Origin of the sequence: Corynebacterium sp. HMSC073B01, from assembly GCF_001838255.1 — a bacterium.
Taxonomy (GTDB): domain Bacteria; phylum Actinomycetota; class Actinomycetes; order Mycobacteriales; family Mycobacteriaceae; genus Corynebacterium; species Corynebacterium jeikeium_D.
The window spans coordinates 76,861-100,749 of the sequence record NZ_KV836187.1 but is presented as its reverse complement, the minus strand read 5'-3'; the positions used below and the strand labels follow the sequence as shown (position 1 = coordinate 100,749).

At 56.4% G+C, this 23,889-nt stretch carries 26 protein-coding genes and 1 pseudogene; 20 read left to right on the top strand and 7 right to left on the bottom strand.

The features are described 5' to 3' along the window. Nucleotides 1-53 precede the first annotated feature (53 nt). Together HMPREF2849_RS10645 and HMPREF2849_RS10640 are read left to right on the top strand one after the other, a co-directional pair. The gene (locus HMPREF2849_RS10645) at nt 54-857 is read left to right on the top strand and encodes a YwiC-like family protein (RefSeq protein WP_168168068.1); all 804 of its coding nucleotides are present in this window, start codon (nt 54-56) and stop codon (nt 855-857) included. A 51-nt stretch (nt 858-908) separates the two neighbouring features. Further along, nucleotides 909-1,865 carry a MinD/ParA family ATP-binding protein gene (locus tag HMPREF2849_RS10640; protein WP_246822159.1) on the top strand — a complete coding sequence of 319 codons (957 nt, stop codon included), beginning with the start codon at nt 909-911 and terminating at the stop codon, nt 1,863-1,865. Here the strand turns inward: HMPREF2849_RS10640 and HMPREF2849_RS10635 are convergent. The 4 genes from HMPREF2849_RS10635 to ftsE form a co-directional block, all read right to left on the bottom strand. Beyond that, nucleotides 1,862-2,989 carry a 3-hydroxyisobutyryl-CoA hydrolase gene (locus HMPREF2849_RS10635; protein WP_049181361.1) on the bottom strand — a complete coding sequence of 376 codons (1,128 nt, stop codon included), beginning with the start codon at nt 2,987-2,989 and terminating at the stop codon, nt 1,862-1,864. The genes HMPREF2849_RS10640 and HMPREF2849_RS10635 overlap by 4 nt on opposite strands. Nucleotides 2,990-3,089: 100 nt before the next feature. Then, on the bottom strand, nt 3,090-3,995 hold the full coding sequence (ppk2, locus tag HMPREF2849_RS10630) for a polyphosphate kinase 2 (protein WP_048733906.1): 906 nt from the start codon (nt 3,993-3,995) through the stop codon (nt 3,090-3,092). 83 nt (nt 3,996-4,078) lie between these two features. Beyond that, complete coding sequence (ftsX, locus tag HMPREF2849_RS10625) at nt 4,079-4,981, bottom strand: permease-like cell division protein FtsX (protein ID WP_070862989.1); 903 nt, start codon at nt 4,979-4,981, stop codon at nt 4,079-4,081. Nucleotides 4,982-5,029: 48 nt separating this feature from the next. Beyond that, nucleotides 5,030-5,719, bottom strand: coding sequence for a cell division ATP-binding protein FtsE (gene ftsE / locus HMPREF2849_RS10620; protein WP_070862988.1), 690 nt, complete (start codon nt 5,717-5,719; stop codon nt 5,030-5,032). Between the two features lie 421 nt (nt 5,720-6,140). On the opposite strand from ftsE, the gene HMPREF2849_RS10615 reads away from it, so the two are divergent. After that, complete coding sequence (locus HMPREF2849_RS10615; RefSeq protein ID WP_246822158.1) at nt 6,141-7,532, top strand: HNH endonuclease signature motif containing protein; 1,392 nt, start codon at nt 6,141-6,143, stop codon at nt 7,530-7,532. A 2-nt stretch (nt 7,533-7,534) separates the two neighbouring features. Here HMPREF2849_RS10615 and prfB read toward each other — a convergent pair whose 3' ends face one another. Continuing rightward, entirely contained in the window at nt 7,535-8,647 is a 1,113-nt protein-coding gene (prfB, locus tag HMPREF2849_RS10610; protein ID WP_038626269.1) for a peptide chain release factor 2, read from the bottom strand. Between the two features lie 47 nt (nt 8,648-8,694). Here prfB and HMPREF2849_RS10605 point away from each other — a divergent pair, with 47 nt between their 5' ends. Continuing rightward, on the top strand, nt 8,695-9,555 hold the full coding sequence (locus HMPREF2849_RS10605) for an inositol monophosphatase family protein (protein WP_070862986.1): 861 nt from the start codon (nt 8,695-8,697) through the stop codon (nt 9,553-9,555). 10 nt (nt 9,556-9,565) lie between these two features. Next, nucleotides 9,566-10,366 carry a histidinol-phosphatase gene (hisN, locus tag HMPREF2849_RS10600; protein ID WP_049172187.1) on the top strand — a complete coding sequence of 267 codons (801 nt, stop codon included), beginning with the start codon at nt 9,566-9,568 and terminating at the stop codon, nt 10,364-10,366. Between the two features lie 42 nt (nt 10,367-10,408). On the opposite strand, the gene HMPREF2849_RS10595 is transcribed toward hisN, so the two are convergent. Further along, nucleotides 10,409-10,747, bottom strand: coding sequence for an ArsR/SmtB family transcription factor (locus tag HMPREF2849_RS10595; protein ID WP_016423238.1), 339 nt, complete (start codon nt 10,745-10,747; stop codon nt 10,409-10,411). 72 nt (nt 10,748-10,819) lie between these two features. On the opposite strand from HMPREF2849_RS10595, the gene arsB reads away from it, so the two are divergent. Then, nucleotides 10,820-11,887 carry an ACR3 family arsenite efflux transporter gene (gene arsB / locus HMPREF2849_RS10590; protein ID WP_049172185.1) on the top strand — a complete coding sequence of 356 codons (1,068 nt, stop codon included), beginning with the start codon at nt 10,820-10,822 and terminating at the stop codon, nt 11,885-11,887. A 15-nt stretch (nt 11,888-11,902) separates the two neighbouring features. Then, nucleotides 11,903-12,331, top strand: a complete 429-nt coding sequence (locus HMPREF2849_RS10585; protein ID WP_048733886.1) for an arsenate-mycothiol transferase ArsC — start codon at nt 11,903-11,905, stop codon at nt 12,329-12,331. Here HMPREF2849_RS10585 and HMPREF2849_RS10580 read toward each other — a convergent pair. Next, nucleotides 12,328-12,834, bottom strand: coding sequence for a hypothetical protein (locus HMPREF2849_RS10580; RefSeq protein WP_048733884.1), 507 nt, complete (start codon nt 12,832-12,834; stop codon nt 12,328-12,330). The genes HMPREF2849_RS10585 and HMPREF2849_RS10580 overlap by 4 nt on opposite strands. Before the next feature lie 211 nt (nt 12,835-13,045). Between HMPREF2849_RS10580 and HMPREF2849_RS10575 the strand changes: the two genes are divergently transcribed. The 13 genes and pseudogenes from HMPREF2849_RS10575 (at nt 13,046) to HMPREF2849_RS11480 (ending at nt 23,880) form a co-directional block, all read left to right on the top strand. Next, entirely contained in the window at nt 13,046-14,002 is a 957-nt protein-coding gene (locus tag HMPREF2849_RS10575; RefSeq protein WP_070862985.1) for a DUF418 domain-containing protein, read from the top strand. A 2-nt stretch (nt 14,003-14,004) separates the two neighbouring features. Further along, on the top strand, nt 14,005-15,078 hold the full coding sequence (locus HMPREF2849_RS10570; protein ID WP_070605778.1) for a trypsin-like serine protease: 1,074 nt from the start codon (nt 14,005-14,007) through the stop codon (nt 15,076-15,078). Between the two features lie 225 nt (nt 15,079-15,303). After that, a complete protein-coding gene (locus tag HMPREF2849_RS10565; RefSeq protein ID WP_053087322.1) occupies nt 15,304-16,641 on the top strand; it encodes a sodium/glutamate symporter in 1,338 nt (445 codons plus the stop codon). Between the two features lie 865 nt (nt 16,642-17,506). Next, nucleotides 17,507-18,304: pseudogene (locus HMPREF2849_RS11600) on the top strand (tyrosine-type recombinase/integrase); the annotation flags it as partial. A 78-nt stretch (nt 18,305-18,382) separates the two neighbouring features. Next, the gene (locus tag HMPREF2849_RS11435) at nt 18,383-18,976 is read left to right on the top strand and encodes a ParA family protein (protein ID WP_070862984.1); all 594 of its coding nucleotides are present in this window, start codon (nt 18,383-18,385) and stop codon (nt 18,974-18,976) included. A 51-nt stretch (nt 18,977-19,027) separates the two neighbouring features. Next, nucleotides 19,028-19,243: a ribbon-helix-helix protein gene (locus HMPREF2849_RS10555; protein WP_141764566.1), complete on the top strand. Its 216-nt coding sequence runs from the start codon at nt 19,028-19,030 to the stop codon at nt 19,241-19,243. 111 nt (nt 19,244-19,354) lie between these two features. After that, nucleotides 19,355-19,813 (top strand): hypothetical protein, encoded by a 459-nt coding sequence (locus HMPREF2849_RS10550; protein ID WP_053412643.1) that lies wholly within the window; start codon nt 19,355-19,357, stop codon nt 19,811-19,813. A 137-nt stretch (nt 19,814-19,950) separates the two neighbouring features. Further along, a complete protein-coding gene (locus HMPREF2849_RS10545; RefSeq protein ID WP_053412644.1) occupies nt 19,951-20,325 on the top strand; it encodes a hypothetical protein in 375 nt (124 codons plus the stop codon). 86 nt (nt 20,326-20,411) lie between these two features. Continuing rightward, on the top strand, nt 20,412-20,585 hold the full coding sequence (locus tag HMPREF2849_RS11235; protein ID WP_168168070.1) for an antitoxin VbhA family protein: 174 nt from the start codon (nt 20,412-20,414) through the stop codon (nt 20,583-20,585). Beyond that, nucleotides 20,582-21,841: a Fic/DOC family protein gene (locus HMPREF2849_RS10540; RefSeq protein ID WP_070862983.1), complete on the top strand. Its 1,260-nt coding sequence runs from the start codon at nt 20,582-20,584 to the stop codon at nt 21,839-21,841. Before HMPREF2849_RS11235 ends, HMPREF2849_RS10540 begins: the two co-directional genes overlap by 4 nt. 390 nt (nt 21,842-22,231) lie before the next feature. Then, nucleotides 22,232-22,543 carry a hypothetical protein gene (locus HMPREF2849_RS10535; protein ID WP_141764565.1) on the top strand — a complete coding sequence of 104 codons (312 nt, stop codon included), beginning with the start codon at nt 22,232-22,234 and terminating at the stop codon, nt 22,541-22,543. A 275-nt stretch (nt 22,544-22,818) separates the two neighbouring features. Continuing rightward, nucleotides 22,819-23,487 carry an Abi family protein gene (locus tag HMPREF2849_RS10530; protein ID WP_141764564.1) on the top strand — a complete coding sequence of 223 codons (669 nt, stop codon included), beginning with the start codon at nt 22,819-22,821 and terminating at the stop codon, nt 23,485-23,487. 201 nt (nt 23,488-23,688) lie between these two features. Continuing rightward, nucleotides 23,689-23,880 carry a recombinase family protein gene (locus HMPREF2849_RS11480; RefSeq protein WP_083327235.1) on the top strand — a complete coding sequence of 64 codons (192 nt, stop codon included), beginning with the start codon at nt 23,689-23,691 and terminating at the stop codon, nt 23,878-23,880. Nucleotides 23,881-23,889 lie beyond the last annotated feature (9 nt).

Below are 23,889 nucleotides of genomic sequence, written 5' to 3'. Positions count from 1 at the left end.
TCAATGAGGTTCTAATACATCCCCACCATAATTACACATCTATAATGCGCAGTATGAGCCAAAAGTCCCGCCAACCACGCCCTTCCCGCCCTTCCCGCCCTGCCCGCCGCTCCCGCTCCAAGCGCTCCGCTGGCTGGGTTCCGGACCAGCACGGCGCCTGGTTCATGGTCACCATTCCCCCGCTGACCGCTCTCGCCCTCAACCCCACATGGACAGGCCTTGCCGTCACCGCGACCTGGCTGCTCGGCTACTTCGCATTCTTCGCCGTCAGCGTCTGGCTCCGCTCTCGTCGCCAACGCCGCCACCTGACACCCGCCGCCACATACACCGCGCTCACCGCCGTCGCTGGCTGCATCACTCTGCTTGCCGACGTTTCCCTTCTCACCTGGGTCACCCTCATCGCCCCTCTTGCCGCTATCGCTATTTGGGAAACCTACCGCCGCCGACCGCGCTCACTTCTCTCTGGCGTCTCCACCGTTTTGGCCGCTAGCCTCATGGTGCCTATCATCGCCGGCCCCTCCCCGAAAGCCTGGGCAATTGCGGCTATCTACGCTGGATATTTCGTCGGCACCGTGCCCTATGTAAAAACAATGATTCGCAAACGCGGCAACCGCCGGTGGCTCATCGGCTCGGTCACGTACCACGTCCTCATTACCGCCGCGGCCATCATCGGGTGGCTCCTCCTCCACGACCGGGACCTCATCAGCATCAGTGTGCCCATTGTCGCCATTGGGCTTCTCATCAGGTCTTTTGCCATGCCAATCTCCGGTGCTCGCCGCGCTAAGCCGTGGACACCCAAACAGGTCGGAATTCTCGATGCTGTCTTTGGGCTCGCCGTGGTCCTGGCCGCATGGTAAAAACAACGGCGGGGATAAACTTTGGGGAATTTTGGGGAGGGGATGAAGTCTATGACTTCCACCAAACACGCAGTCACTCACGCAGTTTCCGTCTCAGACTTGGCGGTTAGCCTGAACTCACGGCAGGCACCACAGTCGGGCTGGCGCAGCTGGGTTCATAAGGCCACCTGGGGCGCAATTTCGCCGCGGGAATCATCGTCGGCACGCAAGCAACGCGAGCTGATAGAGCGGGTGCGACAGCCTATCTACGGTGACTACAACATCGCTGTTGTCAGCGTGAAAGGTGGCGTCGGCAAGACGTCGACAACCATGTGCCTGGGCGCCACGCTTGCAAGCCTGCGCAGTGACCGAATCGTCGCAATCGACGCGAATCCGGACTTTGGCACCCTCGGTGCACGCGTCACCGCAGCCAATCCCGCATCTATTCGCGATCTGCTCCGAGCCCCGGATACGGACAAATACGCGCAGGTCCGCGCATATACATCACACACGCCGTCACGGCTGGAGGTTGTCGGCAGCGACCAAAATCCGACATCGACGATCGCGCTTTCCGACGGCGAATACTGCGCGGCCCTCGACATCCTTCGGCGGCATTACAACGTGAGTCTGACAGACTGCGGTACCGGCCTGACGCAGCCCATCTCCGCTTCGATTCTGTCTGCGGCCAATTGTCTGGTGCTGGTCACCACGCCTGCACTGGACGGCGTGAAAAGCGCCTGGACGACATTGGACTGGCTTTCAGCGCACGGCTTCGAACGGCTGGTCTCTACCACTGTCGTGGTGGTCAACGAGCTAAATAAACAGGGACTGTCCACAGAGACCGTGCACGAGTTATTTGCCCAGCGCTGCCGCGCAGTACAGGTCATCCCCTACGATCCGCATATCGCGAATGGTGCCAATATCGAGCTGGACAATCTCCAGCCCGCCACCACCCAGAGTTATCTCGAATTGGCGGCCATGATTGCCGATGATTTCGCGCCGACGACTGGCCGTCACAGTTTTATTTAGCTCAGGTGCTGACGAATCCCCTCGACATCGACCTCCTGAACGGAGGCGGGCTTGAAGGTGGCGTCGCGGTCCTTGTCCACCAAAACCGCCCGCACGCCTTCGGCAAAATTGGGGTGCTGACGCATGTAAGCGCCGAGCTTCATCTCCCGGTTCAGAGCCTCCTGCAGCGTAACCCCCGGACCCGCGTTCGCTGCATAGAGCTCCGCTGCCGCCACGAGACTCTCCGGGTTGGCGGGTGCCAGCAGATCGCGGAAGGTCTCCACTGTTGACGACGCACAGGAGCCAGCCTCAGCGGCTTCGTTGAGAGCACGCTCAATCTCCAACCAGCTATCAGCGCCGAAGCAGGCCTCGATGCAATCGCTCCACTCGGCCAGCTGCGGCTCACCGAGCAGCTCACGAGCCTCAGCCGAGTCCACATCGAGCGCATACTCCGCAAGCGCCGAATCAATTCCGTCTCGGTCCAGTGCCGCGACGAACTCGTCCAGTTGCGCGGATGGCACCGCATGCGTTGCCCATCCAGCCCACAGCATGTCCGCCGCAGTTAGGCGGTAACCGGTCAGTCCTGCAAACCGAGCAATCGCGGGCGAGGGGCCGCCCAACTGAGTGTTCACATGCTGCGAAAAATAGGTAATGCCCACATCGGGAACAAAGCCGATTGCCATTTCTGGCATGGAGGCGCTGGCTCGCTCAGTCACGATTCGGTGGGAGCCGTGCATGGAAACTCCCAGGCCACCACCCATAGCGATGCCATCAATAATCGCGATATATGGTTTGGACTGCGCAAATTCCGCAATCATCGCGTTCATCTCGTACTCGTCCCGGAAGAACTTCTCCCCCTGCTCCGGAACACCATCGAGCACAGCCTGCCGAACTGCGCGCACGTCACCACCGGCACAAAACGCCTTGGGGTGACCGGATGAAACAACAATGTGATCCACCGAGTCGTCGTCACGCCATGCGCGGAGCCCCTCGACGACCTCGGTGACCATATCTAAATCGAGCGAATTAAGTGCCTTCGGCCTGTTCAACCGAAGGTGACCAGATCGCCCGTGGACTTCTCGCAGCACCTTCGGCTCATCGACCTCGGTGCGTGCAGTGCCAGAACCGTTATCAGTAGCAGTCATGCCACCCAGTGTGACACAGATAACTAACCAGGGAAAGGTTCTGACGGGAAGGTTCTGCTGCGAAGGTTCTGACGACCAGAACCTCACTGAGACTAAGGAGCTACTTCTTCTTGCTCTTCTTGTCCTTTTTGTCCTTCTTGTGCTTCTTGCCCTTCTTATCGGACTTGCCTGCGCCCTTTACGCGGTCAGCCTCGAGATTGGCGGCAACGTCCGGCACATAGCGGAACTCCGTGCGCGGCGGACGCTCGTAGCTTCCCTCCGACTCCGGACGCTCCGGGATTTCCGGAACATCGCGCTGAATGCGCTCGTACGGAATGGTCGTCAACAGGTGGTTGATGACATTGATACGCGAACGCTTCTTGTCCTCAGACTCAACCGTGAACCACGGTGCGGACGGGATATCGGTGTGGATGAACATCTCATCCTTTGCACGGGAGTAATCCTCCCAGCGGGTGATGGACTCCAGATCCATCGGCGAGAGCTTCCAGCGGCGCAGTGGATCCTCACGACGGGACTTGAAGCGGGCAACCTGCTCCTCGTCCGACACAGAGAACCAGTACTTACGCAGGATAATGCCGTCTTCGACCAGCAGACGCTCAAAAATCGGCGCTTGATGCAGGAAGCGACGGTACTCCTGCGAAGTGCAGAAGCCCATGACACGCTCAACGCCGGCACGGTTGTACCAGGAGCGGTCGAAAATCACGATTTCACCAGCAGTCGGCAGCTTTTCGACGTAACGCTGGAAGTACCACTGACCCTGCTCACGGCTAGTCGGAGCCGGCAGGGCCTCAATACGACAGGTACGGGGGTTCAGGTACTGCGTGATGCGCTTAATGGCCGACCCCTTGCCGGCAGCGTCACGCCCCTCCATCACGATGACAATTCGGGCACCGGTTTCTACCACCCACTGCTGCATTTCGACGAGCTCTGCCTGGAGCTTTTTGAGCTCGGCCTCATAAGCCTTCTTGTCGAGCTTCGGTGGGCGCTGGACGTCGTCATTATTCATAGTCCACAGTTTACCCGGCAGGGCGCGACGACCCTATTCGCCGGGTTTAACCGCGGGGCCTAATCGCTAACCTTTTTGCAACCCTAGTCACGTGAGTAAAGACGCAGCGTGACCTGTGCAACAAGCCCAGCAAAGACCATACCGATAACCACCACAATTGGCGCCACTACGCCAATATCGCCGTTGGTCAGCGGCGCCAGGAGCTGTGCCTTGTACAGGTTGCTCAGCGCCGGATCGATGACCGTCGCCTTGCCCAGGAACAGCGCACCGATAGCCAGCACACCACCAATCAGCGACGCAATCACAGCCTCGAGGACGAACGGCGCCTGCGTGAACCAGCGGCTGGCACCGACCATGCGCATAATCTCAACTTCCTTACGACGCGAGAACGCCGCAATCTGCACCATGTTCGCAATCAGGAACACCGCGGCAACGGCCTGCACCGCCGCTAGCAGGAAGGTCGCATTTCGCACCGAGTCCAGGTTCTGAGCTGCAGTACCGATCTCTTCATGCTGGTCAGTAACGTGGTCGACCTGGGGCAGCTCCCGAATCGGATCGAGCGGGCTGACATCGGTCGGGTCGCTCAGACGCACCATCACGACAGCCGGCAGCGACTCCGGCGTCGCATTTTCCACGAGCACGGGGTCACTGTCCTTGAACATCTCCACGAAGTGGTCAAAGTTTTGCTGACGATTTCGGAAGGTCACCGAATCAATGCCGTCAGCCTCTTCAAGCTTGCCGACGACGTCAGCGCACTCCGGCGAGGAGCAAGTTTGGTCTTCGGCGGAGATTTGTTCATCCAGCTCAATCTGCACTTCTACGCGATCGAGATAGAGATCCTTCGTGCGGCTGGTCTGCTCAGTAACCAGGATGCCCGTCGCAAGCAGCGCCAACGACACCGCAGTCGTAATAATCATCGCGATGGTCATCGTGATGTTTCGGCCCAAGGAGGAGAAAGCCTCACCGAGGACAAAGCGAGTCTTCATAGGTCAGTAATACCTTTCGAATGAGTTCTTCTACCGATGGACTGTCTGCTAGTTGTTCAGGCCGTAAACACCCGTGGCGTCGTCACGCACGAGACGCCCCAGCTCCAGCTCCAGCACGCGGCGACGCATGGAGTCCACGGCATCGTTGTCGTGAGTCGACACAATAACGGTCGTGCCCATGCGATTGATGCGGTCAAGCAGGAGCATGATGTCACCGGAAGTGCTTGGGTCGAGGTTGCCGGTGGGCTCGTCGGCAAGCAAGATGAGCGGGCGGTTGACGAAGGCGCGAGCGATGGCGACGCGCTGCTGTTCACCACCCGACAACTCGTGCGGGTAGCGATTTTCCTTGCCCGAGAGCCCGACCATTTCGAGCGTTTCCGGAACTGCCTTGTCGATTCTCGCCTTCGGCTTGCCAATTACCTGCAATGCGAACGCGACATTTTCGTACACGGTCTTCTTTGGCAGCAGGCGGAAGTCCTGGAAGACGTACCCTACCTTTTGGCGCAATTTCGGGATGTTGCGGCGAGAAATCTTGGTCAGATCCTGACCTGCGACCGTCAGTTTTCCTGAATCCACTTTCTCTTCACGCACCATAAGGCGCAGGAATGTCGACTTACCAGAGCCCGACGGTCCAATGAGAAAGACAAACTCACCTTTATCTATGTGGACTGAAACGCCGTCGAGAGCTGGTCGGCTAGAAGTCGAATAGGACTTGGTAACCCCGTCGAAAGTGATCATAGATAGACACTCTAATCACTTAAGCCACTCAAGTCACTCTGGAATGCATGGAATTGGGCACTGGAATAGCGAGGCTGTGGGGCTAAGTGGCGTTGCCCCCCCCCAGACCGCGTGACCACACAGAAGTGCACACTACGGCAGTATTCGAAATTATTTTCCAAAAAATCTTCAAATCTCCCTTTACTTCGCCTACATGTTCGATTAAAATGAGCCATGAAAGATTAAACGCGAGGATTGAATACACCAAATAACGTCGCCGAGCTGCTTACAGCTCGGAAAATTGACACTCAGAGTTAGTCGAAAATACTTTCTCTACCTCTTCCTTATTTCAACATTTCAACGTCCAGGCCTTATCTTTCAGGGGGATTCAACAATGGCCAGCGGGGAACATATACCACGGAAACGCACTTACGCTGCGGCGATGGAAGCAACAGCGCCACGCTTTCACCATGAGATTTCTCAAACAGCACCAGCACGTCTTGGAATTGACCGTAATCGAGCTGACCTGCAGCTTGCCCTTGCTTGTGTTCCCTCTTCTTCAACAAAAGATGTCGAAGATTACATCGCCAAAATCGCTCCAGCTCTTGGCATGTCGCGCGGGAGAACACTCCAGTACATCGATATCGGGATGCAGCTAGAGCGGCTCCCGCGGTTGAAAGAGCTTCTGCTCAAACGCGCACAGCTACCGCTTCCCCACATGCGGGTCATTGCCACAGCCATCCTCCCCTTGGATGACGCCTCTGCTGTGAAATATTTCGAAGACCATCTCCTCGAACTGATCACGCCGAGAGTCAATGGTGAAGTTCTTCGCGGGGTTCGGAGTCTTCAACAGAATATTCAGCGATTTATTAATGAAGTCAGCCCGCTATTGCGCCCTAAAAATGAGTACGACCCGCCGATTACTTCGTTTCAAAAAGGCATCGAGCAAAAAGCTGGCGAATCTATAAAGTTCGAGTCAAAGGACAACCTCACTGAAGTCACCATGGAACTGATGCCTGAGCGGGCAATTGAGTTTCAGAAGGTCTTGGAAGAAATTACCGCTGATCAGGACTGCGACTTCGTCGAGGCTTTTTCACACCTTCTGCACGGAACTGCTCAGGTCACCGCCACGTTGAATCTGTACTGCCCACTTACTCAAGACAAGCCACAGGAGGCATGGATTGGCGGTCTGGGGTGGATCAACAAAATCGCTACTGAATCCTGGCTCGACCGGGTCACTAGCATCCGGCTACTAGCTGATGAGAAAGCGGAAAAGTACTCACCAACAGAGCGACAGCGGACTTACGTCCAAGGTAGAGACGGCACCTGCCGCTTTCCCGGATGCGATGTCGATGCAACGAAGTGCGACATCGACCACATTCAGCCGTATAACCACGAGAATCCCGAAGAAGGTGGCCAAACCGAAACGCCCAACCTCCATTGCCTATGCCGCCGCCATCACAATCTAAAAACGGCCGGTCTTTGGAATGTCGTGCGCGATATCGACGGCGTGGAGTACTGGACCTCCGTCACTGATCAAAGCACCGAAAAAGCTGCGCTTATCAGCACAGAATCAGGACCGCTCTCCGGCCACGGTCGCTACTCTTTCGACCTGCGCAAGACAAAGAAAGCACAGACACTCAAGGAGTACAACGAGCAGAGGTTGGAAAACCTCCGCGAATCACAGGAGCTGACAAATCAGGCTCGCGAAGAACTGGGAATAAACAAAAACGAGAGAAACGGAGAAGCCGACGAGCCCACCACGCCGGAAACACAGGAAACACCGGAAACACCCGAGGCACCGGAAGCGCCCGAAGACGAACCGCCGTTCTAGCGTTACTCCCCTTCGGACTGCTGAGCCATGCGCCAGCGAATACCAGCCTCGATGAAACCGTCGAGGTCACCGTCGAGGACCGACTGTGGGTTGTTGACTTCGTACTCGGTGCGCAGGTCCTTAACCATCTGGTACGGGTGCAGCACATAGGAGCGCATCTGGTTACCCCACGAGGCATTGCCGCCTGCGCCGAGAGCATCCAGCTCCGCGCGCTCTTCCTGGCGCTTCTTCTCCAGCAACTTCGCCTGCAGAACTCGCATGGCAGATGCCTTGTTCTGGTGCTGGGACTTCTCGTTCTGGCAAGTCACCACGATGCCGGTCGGGACGTGCGTAAGCCGGACCGCGGAGTCCGTGGTATTCACCGACTGCCCACCTGGGCCGGAGGAGCGGTAGACGTCGATACGCAAATCTGACTCGGGGATGTCGATGTGATCCGTTTCCTCCACAACCGGCAGCACCTCGACCTCAGCGAAGGAGGTCTGGCGGCGCCCCTGGTTGTCGAAAGGACTAATACGAACCAGACGGTGCGCGCCCTGTTCGACCGAGAGGGTGCCGTACATGTACTCGCCATGGACGACGAAAGTAGCGGACTTAATACCGGCCTCTTCAGCGTAGGACGTGTCGTAAACCTCGACCTTATGCCCGTGCTTGTCGGCCCAGCGCAGGTACATGCGCATGAGCATCTCGGCCCAGTCAGCGGCATCCACGCCACCGGCACCGGAGCGGATGTTGATGACCGCCTCGCGCTCGTCGTAAGGCCCCGAAAGCATCGTCGTGACCTCGAGGGATTCGATGTCGGCACGCAGCTCAGCGCGTTCGGCATCGGCCATCTCGACGGCGTCGGGGTCGCCCTCCTCTTCCGCGAGTTCGTACATCACGGAGAGATCGTCGAGGCGCCCGCGCAGCGAGTCAATCTTTTTCTTCTTCGCCTGCGCCTGCGACAGTGCGCTGGTGACCTGCTGCGCGTGGTCGGGGTCATCCCACAGCGACGGGTCGGCGGCCTGGGCTTCCAACTCCCTGATCCGGTCGGAAAGCTCGTCGACATCGACCACCTTCTCAATGGTGGTCAGCGTCGCGTCGAGTTCTTTGAGGTCAGCATTCAGATCCGGGTTCACGGGTACTACCTTAGCTATACCTCCTGTTTCGGTGCACAATAGGACGTATGTCTGAATCCACCGCCAGCCAAGATTCCAGCCGAGACCTAGAACTCTTTCTCTCCCAAGTATCCGAGTCGATTGTGGCATCGGATACCAGTGTTGCGGTTGCCATTGTGAAGCGTGCCGCCGCCATTGCTGCTCGCATGCGCGACGAAGGCCTGGTCACGGAGTACAAGACATCGATTTCCGACGTCGTCACCGCGGCCGACCGCGCAGCGGAAAAGTTCGTCGTCGAGGCTTTGGCCGCGCTCCGCCCGGAGGACGGCATTCTTGGCGAGGAAGGATCGGCGAAGGAGTCCCAGTCTGGTCGCACGTGGGTGATTGACCCCGTCGATGGCACCTACAACTTCACCACTGGTTCGGACTACTGGTGCAGCGCATTGGCGCTGGTTATGGGCGATGCGAACAATCCGGACGAGGTCATCCTCGGCGCGGTGCACCGTCCGGCCACGGGCGAAAGCTGGATTGGTGGCCCCAGTCTCCCGACCACTCGTATCAACATTGACGGCACTGTTGACGATCTCCGGGTCACTGACCACCCGCTTTCGGAAGTCTGCGCAGCGACCTACCTCCACACCACGGTGGTGAACTCGAGCGAGGAATCCGAGGTCAGCGCCACAAAGTCCTGGTTGGATGCAGTGTCCCGCAGCGCTACCTGGCGCATGCTGGGCTCAGCGTCGGTGGATATGGCCGGCGTGGCCGACGGTCGCATCGGCGTATGGTTCCAGCGCGACGTCGCGGCTTGGGACTGGCTGCCTGGATATGCGCTTATTACGGGCGCAGGCGGCGAAGGCACGTCGGTGGGGCGCTGGAAGCTCGCGGGCTCGAGTGGCCAGGTCGCAGAGTTACGTGAGGTTCTGCGCTAGAATTTCGGCCATGACCACCTCTTACTCCGAAGATCTCGCCCTCGCACTCTCGCTTGCCGACGCAGCCGACGACCTCACGATGTCCCGCTTCGAGGCGGCCAATCTAATCGTCGAGTCCAAGCCCGACCTGACTCCGGTCTCCGATGCCGATATCGCGTGCGAGAAGCTGCTCCGCGAGATTCTGTCGGACAAGCGCCCGAGCGATGAAGTTCTCGGCGAAGAATTCGGCGGCGAAGCTGTGTTTGAGGGCCGTCAGTGGGTCATCGACCCCATCGACGGCACCAAGAACTTCGTGCGCAATGTCCCGGTCTGGGCCACCTTGATTGCCCTGCTGGAGGACGGCAAGCCGGTTGTCGGCGTAGTCTCTGCCCCAGCACTGGGCCGTCGCTGGTGGGCATCCAAGGGCGACGGCGCATTCAAGCGCACCCACGTCGGTGGCCGGGAAGCCGCTCAGCGCCGCATTGAGGTCTCGAAGGTGGCAGACATCGCGGACTGCTCAATTTCCAACTCTTCGCTCACCGGCTGGGCCGAGCGCGACCTGCGCGACAACTTCATCGGTCTCACCGATGACGCCTGGCGCCTGCGTGGCTATGGCGACTTCTTCTCCTACTGCCTGGTAGCCGAGGGTGCGGTCGATGTCGCCGCAGAGCCGGAGGTTTCCCTGTGGGACCTGGCAGCGCTTGCGATCCTGGTGGAGGAAGCTGGCGGCCACTTCACTTCCCTAGTGGGAGTCGACGGGCCGCACGGCGGGGACGCAGTTGCGACGAATGGGGTGCTTCACGACGCCGTCGTCAAGCGCCTGGGCGGGTAAACAGGGTTTTCCAACCTATCGCAATTTGCGACGAGCGGCTCACTATCTCCCGTCCGCGTGACCGATATCCAGGATACGTCGCAGCTCAGCAAATACCTCAGGGCGTACCTCATGGGTTACCACCCGTCCACTCTTAGACCTAGTTAGCAGCCCGGCATCCGCCATGGTCTTTAAATGATGCGACACCGTCGGCTGACTAAGCCCAGAAACAGCGGCCAGCTCCCCTACGGTCATCGGACTACAGCCAGCGGCAGCGAGCTGAGACAAAATTTGCAGGCGCGCCGGTTGCGCCAGCGCTTTGAAGAGCGTTGCCGCAGCCTGCGCTTCCGCCGCGTCGAGAGGCCGACCGCCAAGTGCACAGCATTCTGAGATTTCGTCCATACCCGTTGAGGCTACACGGCCTCCCCTCTAAATATATTGACAATCATCGATATATTGATTACACCGGAAACTATGACACAGACTACAAAGTCACTCAGCTTCCTAGACCGCTTCTTGCCGCTATGGATTGCAGCTGCAATGGCAATTGGCCTCATTCTGGGCAAAATTGCACCGTCACTTGTGAACTGGCTGGCAGAGGCAAAAATTACGACAATTTCCGTACCAATCGCCATCGGATTGCTGGTCATGATGTACCCACCGCTCGCAAAGGTTCGATACGACAAAACGGGCAAAATTTTGACATCAAGGAAGCTGATGGGCATCACAGTCTTCCTCAATTGGATTCTCGGCCCCGCACTGATGTTCACCCTTGCCTGGATATTCCTCAGTGATAGTCCAGAACTGCGCACTGGCGTGATCATCGTCGGTCTCGCCCGCTGCATTGCAATGGTTTTGGTCTGGAACGACCTATCTTGCGGCGATACTGAAGTCGCTGCCGTATTGGTGGCCGTCAACTCGCTATTTCAAATTTTCATGTTCGGCGCTCTAGGGTGGTTCTACCTGCAGATTCTGCCCTCCTGGTTGGGACTGGAAACCACTTCCGCCACCTTTTCTTTTTGGGCAATCGCACTATCTGTAGTGGTATTCCTCGGTATTCCGCTTCTGGCTGGCGCGGCATCACGCATAATTGGTGAACGCACCCGTGGTCGCGACTGGTATGAAAATGAGTACTTGCCCAAAATCTCACCATTGGCACTTGCCGGCCTTCTATACACAATCGTGTTGCTCTTTGCGCTTCAGTCACAGCAGATTCTTGAGAATCCCTGGACCGTTGCGAAAGTGGCACTACCACTAGTGATCTACTTCCTCGCCATGTTCGCGATCGCTCTCACTTCGGCCAAGGCCGCGGGCATGAACTACGCAACCTCCGCATCGATTGCCTTTACGGCCGCCGGAAATAACTTCGAGTTGGCAATTGCGGTTGCGATTGGCACCTTCGGCCCATTGTCCCAGCAAGCACTTGCGGGAACGATTGGACCACTTATTGAAGTACCCGTACTCGTTGCACTTGTCTACGTCACCCGCTGGCTCGGGCCGCGCCTTTTCCCTAATGACCTTTCCGTACCGGACAAACTATAGAAAAAGGATTCTGAAATGAAGGAAATCCCGAAGGTACTTTTCATCTGCGTGGCAAATGCCGGTAAATCCCAGATGGCCGAGGCCATTGCGCGTGCAAAATATGCCACGCAGTTCATCGCCCTTTCAGCAGGAACGAACCCCAAAACTACTACCAATGCGCTTGCAGCCAAATCAGTTGCAGAAATCGGCGCCTCTATGGACAGTGCATCACCAAAGCCCATTGCCCCCACGATTCTCCGGACTGCAGATCGTGTTGTCATCATCGGCGATGCCGCTCATGTAGAGCTCCCCTCGGACGCTCAAGGCTCACTCGAGCGTTGGCTTACTGACGAGCCCTCAAAACGAGGCATCGACGGAAAAGAACGCATGGACCTGATTCGCGATGACCTCGAGCGCCGTATCGACGAGTTAGCTGTCGAACTCCGTTCCACTAAGAATCCCTAAGCGGCAGAATCCAACAAAAGCCGCCTTATCGCCAGCGTAAGCCACACGACTGCGCCGACGCCTGCGATGAGACCGAGGAGCAGGAACATCAGGCCGACTGCCCAGAGCCCGGTGGTGTCGTCGGTGCCGGCAATGATGCTCCAGCACAGGGCGTAGCCGGCGACGGCAGCCCACCAGGTGGGCAGCAGGTTCAGAGTTGGGGCGGGCACGCGCATCATGGCAGAGGCAGTGAGGATGACCATCGCAAAGCCGCTGCAGAAAACCTGCCACGGCGAGTAGTCGTATTCGCCCTCAAGTGTCCACGCGAGCGTACAAAAGCAGATTAGGAATGCTGCGACAAAGACGAAAATCGTGTGCCCAAATGCGATACGCTCGCCGTATTTTTTGGCCAACCATGCGGCACCCACCCATGCGAGAGCGGTGGGGATGGCAATGATTAATAGGTACGCGAGGAAGACGCCTGGCACCTCTGCCCAGGTGAAACTCGTCAGCATCGATGTCATGCCACCAGGTTACGCCTGCCTCTTAGCTTTTTGAGCGCGCTAGTTTCCCAGTAAAAACACAGACGAAACACCATGATTTACACATAGTCACTTAATGTATTGTCAGGTTCGGTTGCTACAACTAGAAAGTCGTTTTCAATACGCCGTTTGTAGAGAGTGCTTTTTACCAAAGAGCACCTCCCTATAAGTTGTAGTAAAGGAGAAATCCGGGGTGAATAAACCTACCCGAATTGTGGGGCTCGATATAGCGCGCTCACTCGCCATCATCGGCATGATCATTGTCCATATGGCCTCACTACTTTGGAGCACAAAGGTTGTGCTCTCTGGCCTACCCTCATCACTGTTCGCCATTATCGCCGGCGCCACAATGATGATCATCGGCCGCAATTACAGCAGCACTACCTTCTTGCGCTTGATCACTCGCGGCGCCCTAATCATTCTCATCGGCCTGGCACTATTGCCGGTGGGTGGAGAAATTCAGGTGGTCCTCGTCATCATGGGCCTGGTAATGATGCTGGTTTCCTGGATGCCAGCGCTCGGAACCTGGTGGCGAGTCGGCTTCTTCATCGCCGCCACCATCGCCGCCACAATTAAGTACGCGCCTATGACGCTGCCGCAGATCTATCCGCTACTCGCGTGGATCGCATATTTCATCGGCGGCATGCTGCTTTACGACGTCTACCTACGCCGTCGCCTGCAAGACACTTCCACCTCTGAGAACAGCGCCAATGCTCGGTTGAGCTGGATTGTCACCGCTGTCAGTGCTGTCATCACGGCCGTCGGCATGTACTTCCGATTTGATCCCGAGATTGCTGGCTGGCTCCGTTTTACCGGACACACTGGCATCTTCGGAGAAATCATTCTCTCCGTCGCAGTTGCCGCCATTGTCCTGCACTTGTGCCTTTTCATAGGCGATCGCTTCCCAGCTGTGGTTTACCCATTCGCGGCTATGGGAACAATGTCGCTGACAATCTACATCCTGCACGTTCTCACCGCGTTTTATTGGCAGCAGAATGTTGCATTGCATTCCACGTTGTCTGCAGCAGGTTTCATCGTATTCTTCCTCGTCATCGCTAGCCTCTGGAAGAAATTTGTCGGACAGGGCCCTGCCGAAAAACTCGTTGCCACCGCAATCAAGGGCATTGTTCCTTCTGGGAAAGGGAAATAACCGTGAAGAAAACATCTTTTTCCATCGCAGCAATTGTTAGCAGCACCCTGCTTCTATCTGCGACTCCAGCTCTTGCATTGGAAAACGGCGAACCCGCACCCGCCAATGCTGAAAGCAGTTCTGTGGCCGCGCTAAAGATTGGCAAAATCGGTAATTTCGGTGACTGCACCGGCACGCTGGTTGCCGACCAGTGGGTGCTCACCGCACGCCACTGCCTGGAGTCTGTGAACAACGAAGGGACCCAGGCCCGCATCGGTGGAAAGGTCTACGATGCCGATTCTTGGGCGCTTTCTCCAATGTCTGATGCGGGATTGCTTCACCTGACCGAAAAGGTCACCGACGCAACCCCGGCGAAGGTCTCCCGCGATATCCCCACACCTGGACAGACGGGAACTCTCTACGGCTGGAGCAGCAGCTCGTCCATGGCACGATCCGGGCAGCTTCCGATGACCAAGATGGTCGTCAATGAGCTGCTGGGAGGAGGCCCCACTGAAGGAACCCCAGGTGAGGCTGCGCCTGGTGGTGCTGTTCCGGGTGACGCTACTCCAGGCGAAGCTGTTCCGGGTGAGGCTATTCCGGGCGGCGCTGTTCCGGGTGACGCTATGGAATCAATGGAGATGCAGCCAGGAGCTGCCATGCCAGATGACTCCAAAACCGAGTCGATCCCGGCAGGGACAGAAAGTATCCCAGCCGACGCTGCCATGATGCCAATGATTCAAAGCGCCATCCTGGACGCACATTCCGTTTCCGGCGCGGGTATGCAGGGAGGCGACTCCGGTGGCCCATTCTTCGTCGACGGAAAGCTCGCTGGTCTCGCTACCGCCGGAACCTCCAATGGCGACCCTGACCTGCCCTCCCCCAGCGCAGCTATCACTACCCTCGCTGGCACTGCTGACTGGATCGATGACATCACCTCCGGCCGTGACACAGAAAGTGTGCTGACTGCGGAGAACACTCCTGCTCCGCCAAAGACCATTCAGACCAGCGGTGATCACGTGTGGGCCTACCTCGCCATCGCATGCGCTGGCGTGGTTATCGCAGCGGCTTGGTCGCGCATTAAGAATGGCCGACAGTAAAACCGTCTGACCTCAACCAAAACCACCTCCCAGAATGAACTGGGTAGGTGGTTTTTCTGCAAAGGAAGTGAGCTCAACTGGGGCCGAAGCCTCAAAATCTCGCGGTAGCTAACATACAATCGCAACGTATCCCTATGGTTCTAACCCTTTTCTTAGAATCCATGATGTGGTTCGCATAATTGTTAAATGGTGAAACCCCACCTACGAGAAAGGCAATAAGTTCACGTGGATGGCTACACACCCTTCGACGTCTTGATGGATATCGGTTGGATCTCGCTGCTGCTCATCATCGGTAATTTGATGCGACGGTTCATCCCCTGGTTCCAAAAGCTTCTCATCCCCGCACCGATTACTGCGGGCTTGCTCGGCTTGCTGCTAGGCCCCAACGCTTTGGGAATAATCCAGTTCAGCGAGCATTTCGGCGACTACGCGACCATTCTCATCGCGGCAGTCTTCGGTGCCCTGCCATTCACAATGGATTTCGATGCCAAGGTGCGCCAGCGCGCGCGAACGATGTGGTCCTATTCCGTAGGCATGTACCTGGCGCAGTGGGGATTCTTCGCGCTACTCGGCGTGATAATTTTCGCCCCACTGTTCAATACGCCGGACTGGTTCGGCATCATGCTTCCCGTTGGTTTCGTCGGTGGCTTCGGTGTGGCCGCCGCAGTTGGTGGCGCGCTGGACTCAGCAGGCATGACCGAGGCCACGAGTTTGGGTTTTACGGCCGCAGCGGTGGGCATGTTCTCCGCAATTATCGGTGGCGTGATTTTCGCCCGATGGGGCTCGAAGAAGGGCCATACCAACGAGCTGCCAGACTTGGATAAACTGCCGGAGGATATGCGGACAGGCATCATCTCCCTTCCTGGTCAGCGCCCAAGTGTGGGGCGGGCGACTACAAGCCCGTCCTCAATCGAACCAATCGCGCTGCACGTTGCAGCACTAGCGGTGACGCTCTTCCTGGCAAATATCCTGACCAACTGGGTCAATGACATCTTCCCTGCACTGAGCTTCCCACTATTCGCAATGGCATTCCTGGTCGGCCTGGCAGGTGTAGGCGTGCTGCACCTGATTAAGGCACCACACTACCTGGATGCAAAGTTGATGGGTTCGGTCTCCGGCGCGTCGACGGACTTCCTGGTTGCAGTCGGCATCGCGTCGATTGTGCCGGCAGTGGTGGCCACCTACATCGTCCCGCTAATTATCCTGTTCGTCGTGGGCCTGGCCTTCTGCCTGGTGTTGTTCTTCTACGTCGCACCACGCATCTTTGAACATGGCTGGTTCGAGCGCGCCGTATTCAGCTGGGGCTGGGCAACTGCCTCCGTGGCCACGGGCATCGCCGTACTGAAAATTGTGGACCCGGAGCAGAAATCCGGCACGCTCGAGGAATTTGGCATGGCCTATGTGGGATTCGCGCCCTTCGAGATCGCGGCAGCCATCCTCGCACCCATCGCAATCCTCGCCGGACTGGTGTGGCTATTCGGTGGAGTCGCGCTTATCGGCGGGCTAGCCCTGTTGATTCCGCCGATGATCATGCTGAAGAAATCGAAGACCAGGGCTTCGTAGAGTTCTTTATAGAGGGCGGGGACAGGAAAAGTTTTCTCCCGCCCTCTACTGTTGCGACCCCACCGTGGACTGACTAGGCCCGTCTGCCAGCTATTTTCTAGCGCTGCGCTCACTTATCGATGCATGATTCACCTATCGATGCGCTCCAGCGTATCCATAAGTGAATAACTCATCGATATGTGAAACCGAAAGCCAGCAGCGCGTACATGAGCTGAGGCAAATCGACCGGAATCAACCCAGCACCCCCTCAAGCTAAGTACCTTCAGGCCGACTAATCGAGCAGCGCCTCACACCGCATTTCTGATGGCCGCCCCTTTAATGCCCGGTTGTGCAGTGCGCGAGTTCGTCAGACCCAACGGCTACCCAACGACTTACCCCCCCCAAAAAAAACGGTGAAAAACGGTGATTTGGCCCCAGAATAAAGAAGACCCCTACCGGCGTTGCACCGGTAGGGGTCTCTTCTTAGTGGCGGGGGCAGGATTCGAACCTACGACCTCTGGGGCAGTAGCCAAGATTAACACCTGGCATGGTTCGCTTTGGCGCTACAAAAATGGCTCGTGGCAGGCACAACATATTTTTTTGACCCCCAAGACCGCACACCCGCATACCCAATTGCGGTCATGCCCGCATGAGGACATGCCCGCATTGCTGGACTTGCGAGCGGCAAACAGAGTATCGCGCTTAAACAAGCAATCACGCTCGATACAGCGCCAGCAGGACGGCCGCATGTAGGCATGACCGCGCGACCACATGCGGTAACGCAAATATGACCGCACGACCACAAGACAGCCCCTAACTGAACGCTAGATTTCCTAAAGATTACTGTTATATAACACTAAAGGAAACAAAAGAATTCAATGAACTCATGCTTATCAGTGATCGCGCGAACCTTGCACCTATTCCCGCTGGGTGGGAATTACCTCTCCGAAACTGGGAAATTCACTTACGAGCGCAAGGAATGCGACCGGCCACAATCGATACCCGTATCCGCCATGTTCGACGTTTGGCCCGTGAACTTCACGCGCCAACACCAAGCACAGTTACTGAATCAGCCCTCACTGCCTGGAGCGGTGAGAAAAACTGGCATCCGGAAACCAGGCACGCATATCACGCGAGCGTACGGACGTTTCTGCGCTGGTTTGCAACGGACTCTCACTGTCCGGAGTTGCCAACGCTGCCAAGTGTTAAACGCCCAGTTCCCCCTCCGCGTCCGATCCCCGAGGAAATCCTCGCCGAAGTACTTGCTGAGGTTACTGACCGCACCGAACTTATCCTACGGCTGGCTGCTGAGCTTGGACTTCGAGCAGGAGAAATCGCACGACTACGCACAGACCGCTTTGCTGCCTCCCCCTCGGGCATTTGGAACCTCACCGTCGAGGGCAAAGGTGGCAGAGAGCGAATCCTTCCTGTTCCCGCCAAGCTGGCTGCAATGCTGCGCCGAAGATCCCACCAAGTCAATTCATACTGGTTTTTCCCAGGCCGAATCGATGGGCACTTATCTTCCCGGTACATCAGCAAACTCGCCTCACGAGCGCTTCCCGGCACCTGGACGCTTCACCCACTGCGGCACAGGTTCGCCACCGTCGGATATCAGGCCTCCCATGACCTGCTCTCCATTCGACAGGCGCTAGGCCACGCCAGCGTGCAAACCACCACACGCTACACCGCGTCAGACACAACTGGACTGATCTCAATTACACGCGCAACGCAATTGACACCATCCGACGAAAGGAATCACACAATGACGACAATCGCAATCTGTAACAACAAAGGTGGTACGGGGAAAACCACGTCTACAATCATGCTGGCAACCTACTTCTCAACGCTGGGCAAAAAGGTAGCTGTCCATGACGCTGACCCCCAGGGATCATCCACAGACTGGTCACTTCTGGCTGCGGAAGCCAATGATCCACTGCCCTTTCCTGTCACTCCCGTCAACAAACGCTCTGTCAGCATCTCCCCTACCGACGCAGACATTGTGCTGATTGACTGTCCTCCCGGCGACCCTGCACTCATCGACGCGGCACTACGCACCGCCGACGCTGTCATCGTGCCAACCTCGCCATCTGGAATTGAAGTAGCTCGCATGTGGGAGACACTCGAAATCATCACCGACAAGCCCGCTGCAGTACTCATCACCTCAGCACAGCTAAACACCACGACGCTTGAAGACTTACTCAACGCACTCGATGAGGCCGGCGTTCCAACTTTTTCCAACATCATTCTCGCACGTCAAGCAATCAAACGAGCATGGGGCACCACACCCTCCCAATGGCACGGATACGACGGCGTTGCCGATGAGATTCTCACAGAATTCCTACCGCAAAATCGCTAGCCCGCATACGGGCATGACCGCACGAATCACGAGAAGAAGGAAAACAATCAAATGAGAAAACCCACCAATGCTATGCACAAGCCAGCTACCACGCCAAAGCGCGCACGCGACACTTTCACGCAAGCCACCCAAACTGACAACCGCGTCCATCTCACCGTTCGCATTAGCCCGGAACTTCGACACCGGCTAAACATTTACGCCGCAGAAAACCAGCGCACGGTCACCGACATCGTGACACAAGCCGTCACCGACCTACTCGACTCCTAAACCACTACCGAAAGAATGTTCTGCAATTCAGACCGCCAAATCCGAGCACCGTGCAATCATGCCCGCATGCCCGCCTGACCGCACGCCCACACTTCACGGAAAAGAGGACTCATGACCTACCCATCTACTAACTATGAGCATCACCCCCAGGACAACCAGCAACTTCCGAAATACGACATTCAAAAGCTGGCTATCAACCTCGGTGCGCTCACCGTACTCGGAGGTGTCGTCGCATTCGCCGTCATCTTCCTTGTATCAGCCACCATCAACGCATTCAGCAACCAACCAGTGCCCGAACTATCTGAATCACTGTTTCTCGCAGTGTGCTCCGCACTAATCGGCCTGTGCTTCGGTTTGATCTACCTTCCTATAGACGGCACTGGAAACGAAGGACTGTACAAGGTAGCGGTCGGCGCACTAACTGCCGTGGTCTCAGTCGTTTACGTCCTCTACGGCGGACTGCTCGGCGGTGACTGGTCAACGCTCAAGATCCTTGCCGTATTCCTCTGCGCAGCAGCAATCGCAATCATGGCACCTGCCCGCATTGCACCAGCAGTCAACTACGCCTAATTCAAAAGCACTCAATCGAGCAACACAAACTTGCTCGATTGAACAGCTTCAAACTTCTTCATCTCGCAACTACCCAGACTTCCAACATGCCTGCCTGACCGCACGCGGTACTGACCGCATAGAGAAGGGATATTCCCATGATGCCTTACTACATTTTCATGTTCTTCGTAGCCGTCTTTTTGTGGCGCAAATTCCGCAATCTGACCGATTTTCTAATTCGCTTCGTTCCGCTCGGCATCATTTGCGCAATTCTCTATGTTGTCGTCGCCACCCCGTTCGTCCTCTTCGGTGAAGTCTTGCATAAGCGCGAAGACGGTAAGAACTGGCGGGAACAGCAAATTGAACAGACGGGCATTGACCCTTGCGCTGAACAACCTGACCAAGGCGATGACGTCCTGCCAGGAGTATCACAGCAATCCTTGGAAGACGCCAACACTCTGTCATGGGAAGAAAGGGATCAAAGACTTAAGGACAGCTACGACTTGATGATTAAGTGCAAGCACGGCGAATAGCGGCCATGCGGGCATGCCCGCAGTCCCGCACGCCGGCATGCGGGCAGCGCATTACGAAAAATTGTGATGGACTATACACTCACCCTATGGATCGAATTGAACGTAAAGTCCGCAATGCCGTTGCCTCCACGCAAGCCGAGGGAGTCCGCCTCGACGAAGAGGATATTAAAGCGGCGTACCGTCTAGCCCGAGGTCAATCCACAGCTGCTGACGAGATTCGCAAACTGGGCTTCATTCCGAACGAAGACGCAAGCCAGTGACGCAGCAGGAACGCTGGGACAATCTCCTTTTCCCCGGCACGAATACGCTACGAAATAAGCAAGGCATCACAGACGAACAGGCGTGGCAACAGGCCGAGGGACAATTATCTCTCAGGCGCAGCTTGACCCTGCCTGCGCTTGGATTTGATGGGACACTTTCCAATCAGCTCGCTCAAACGCACGAACACCTCTTCCAGGATTGCTACGACTGGGCCGGACAGTTCCGTGATCTCGATATGACGATCCCCAGCGCCAGTCACCCCGACGGCTACGCCACTTTTGCGAGCCATACCACCGTTGAAGCGCGGATTGCTGAACTCGACGAAGTCGTTGACGCACTGGACTCAGCTAACTACGACGACAAAATCGAAGCTCTGGCTTATCTTCATTGCGAGCTGAACGAAATCCACGCCTTCCGAGAGGGAAACGGACGCACAACACGCGCGCTCATGGAAACCCTAGCTACCAGATACGACATCGAGCTGTCCTGGGAAGGACACATCAGTCAGCTACATGATGTCTCTGCGGCTTCCATGGCTGGCACCACGCTAAATTCGGCACCATTCCACAACTTCTACAAGCAAATATGCCAACCAGCCTCACACGATGACGCTGACCTGACCATCGACGAACTGTTTGCTCAACAGCATGAAACCGACGCAACAAAGAACCGGCTCGACCAACACTTCGACCGCTATACACACGCACACGACTACGAAAGGAAAACACCCACGATGGCTCAGCAAAACTGGGATGTTCCACTGGACTTCTATGGGCGACACTTCGATCTCAAGGTCACGGTCGACCGCTACGTTAATGGTGGACGACCCGGCATTACTCTCACCCATGAAGAAGACGGCAACGAAGAAATCTTCACAACGCTGACCGAAAATGCACCCCACATCGACCTCGACGACGACCGCCGCCAAATCATCGTCAACCACGATGTCACACGCGAAACCCTCAACGCCGTATTTGATTCTGGTCTACTAAACCGTGAGCCTGACGACACCGTCTATCTTGGTATGGTCGCGTGCAACGTCCATTCTTTTACAGATGAGGCCCAAACGTGGATTAACGACCAGCTGGAAAACATTGAAATTGACCAATCACAAGTCGATGCGTTCGCCTTCGCAAGATCGGCTTACCCCAATGGCATTCAGCTCGATGACAGCCACGCGGAGCAAGATAGTAGCCAACCCCAGCCCGAAACTCAGGAATACAGCACAGTTGATAGTGAAGCGACAGAAGCATAAGACCGCAACGCCCGCATGCGGGCAGGTGGTCATGCGGGCATGACCACATACGGAACCCCATGCGCAGCATGGGGATTTTTCTTTTAAGGATCGACACCGATCCTTAAATCTCGTTTTTCCATGAGAAGCCTGCGGCGATTATACGGTCGACCCGCTCCACGCAAGTCCAGCGACGGCGTCGTCCGATTCCTTCCAAAAAACTTTTCTACGCGCTCCAGTCGCACATAGCTCCTTGCGCTTATTTCGCAGAAAACTTTTTCTCCTTCCTCGGATACCGGGACTTGCATTCCACTAAAGCTCGACCTAATCGGCACTCCGTGCCTTCTCAGGCAAAAAACGAGGGCGGGCACCACACCAAAGATGGTCACCGCAATCACGCAAGGAGAGAAAATGCCACGCTACGCCACAATCCCAATCGGATTCGCTACTACCGGAACACTCTTCCGACTCGCAGAACTTGTTGCCAACGAACTTGCCGACGACCACGACCTGATTACCGAACCGGACATTGTCGCGCTTGCGCTCGAAGAGTGGTCAGAACAAGCACTTCTTCACATCGACGACACGCCAGCACCATGGATCGCCAACGCTCTAGCTATCCAGACCCACGCCTACAACGCTGTGGACACAGCAGCGGAAAACTGGCTCGAAATCGCCGTAACAGATGCAGTCGAAAGAATTTGCCTCACGAGCATTAACTAAAGAGCCTGGCCCGCTTGACCGTTAACGGGCGTTCGGGCATTATCATGCGCGCCTATCAACACTAGTTAATCGACCAGTCCGCCACGCTTAGAATCTACCCCGAGAGTTTCCCCTCAGGGATTCCAACGCGGGCTTGATAAAAGCATAAGCCCCTAAGAGAGAATCACTACCCCCGAAAATTGACTTATCTAAATCAACGAGTACGATAAAACTCGTTAGCCCCCAGGGACGTACCATCACGGTATCTGCCTGGGGGCGTTTGCTATTCTTTCAGAATGACTAAATTGCCTTTCGATCTCGATGTTTCCTACGAGATGGGCACCCCCCGTTTCTCGACTTACCTGAGATGCTCAAATAATACGCTAGAAGCGTCACGCCTTTATATGTGGAACCTAAGCCTGGCAGCTCGGTGGTGGGGTCCCCTCTCGTACACAGAAGTAGCGTTGCGTAATAAACTCCATGATGCTCTCGCGGATTCTGTGGGTCGTGATGATTGGTGGGAAGAAGACAATTTAGGAATATCCGACAAACTTGCAGAAAAGATTAAGTCTGCAGAAGCCTATGCAAAAGTGCAGTGCAATGACCCTAATCCGACAGCTGACAACGTAGTTGCGGCGTCATCGTTTGGAGTCTGGACCACCGTTCTACACTACGAGAATGCACCGTCTCTTTGGCGCAACCACCTCCAAAACGAATTCGATAGCGATATCAGACGCGGCCAGCTCTTCCACAACGCCTACAACCTAAAGAAACTACGAGATCGCATCGCGCATCACGAACCAATCTTTAACAGGAATCAACAGGAGCACCTCACCCAGCTGGATTACGTATTAGAGGCAATCCACCCCGACCTGCCCGATTTGGCACAAGATTGTTTCCCCGGATTGCGGAAAACAATAGACGGACAGCACGCCGCAATCAGTTTCGGAGAGGTCGATCTCTAAGAAGCTCCTTCTTGACAGGACTCAAAGTTCAACCTCAGACACCGGCGAAAGCCGGTCGCCTATCGCCGGGCACAGCTTTTAACGACAAATCCCAACGACCTGCAACAGAAAAGAGGCGTTTACCCCCGGCGATAAACCTGGCCACTTAGGTACCCTAACCGCCTAAAGTAAAACGTATACCCGCCTCGCAATACATGCCGAATCATCCCGCCAGCGCCACTTCCATCGCACGACTACACGACTTCAAAAGGTCGGCTCCCGCTAGGTGAGCTGGTCGCTGCGGCGGAGTACGAACGGAATTTGATTAGCGAAAGGACGGTCGCTGGCCTGCAAGCGGCAAAGAGTCAAGGTAAGCGTCTAGGACGCCCCCTGCACTCACACCACGCGGTCTAGATGCCGTAA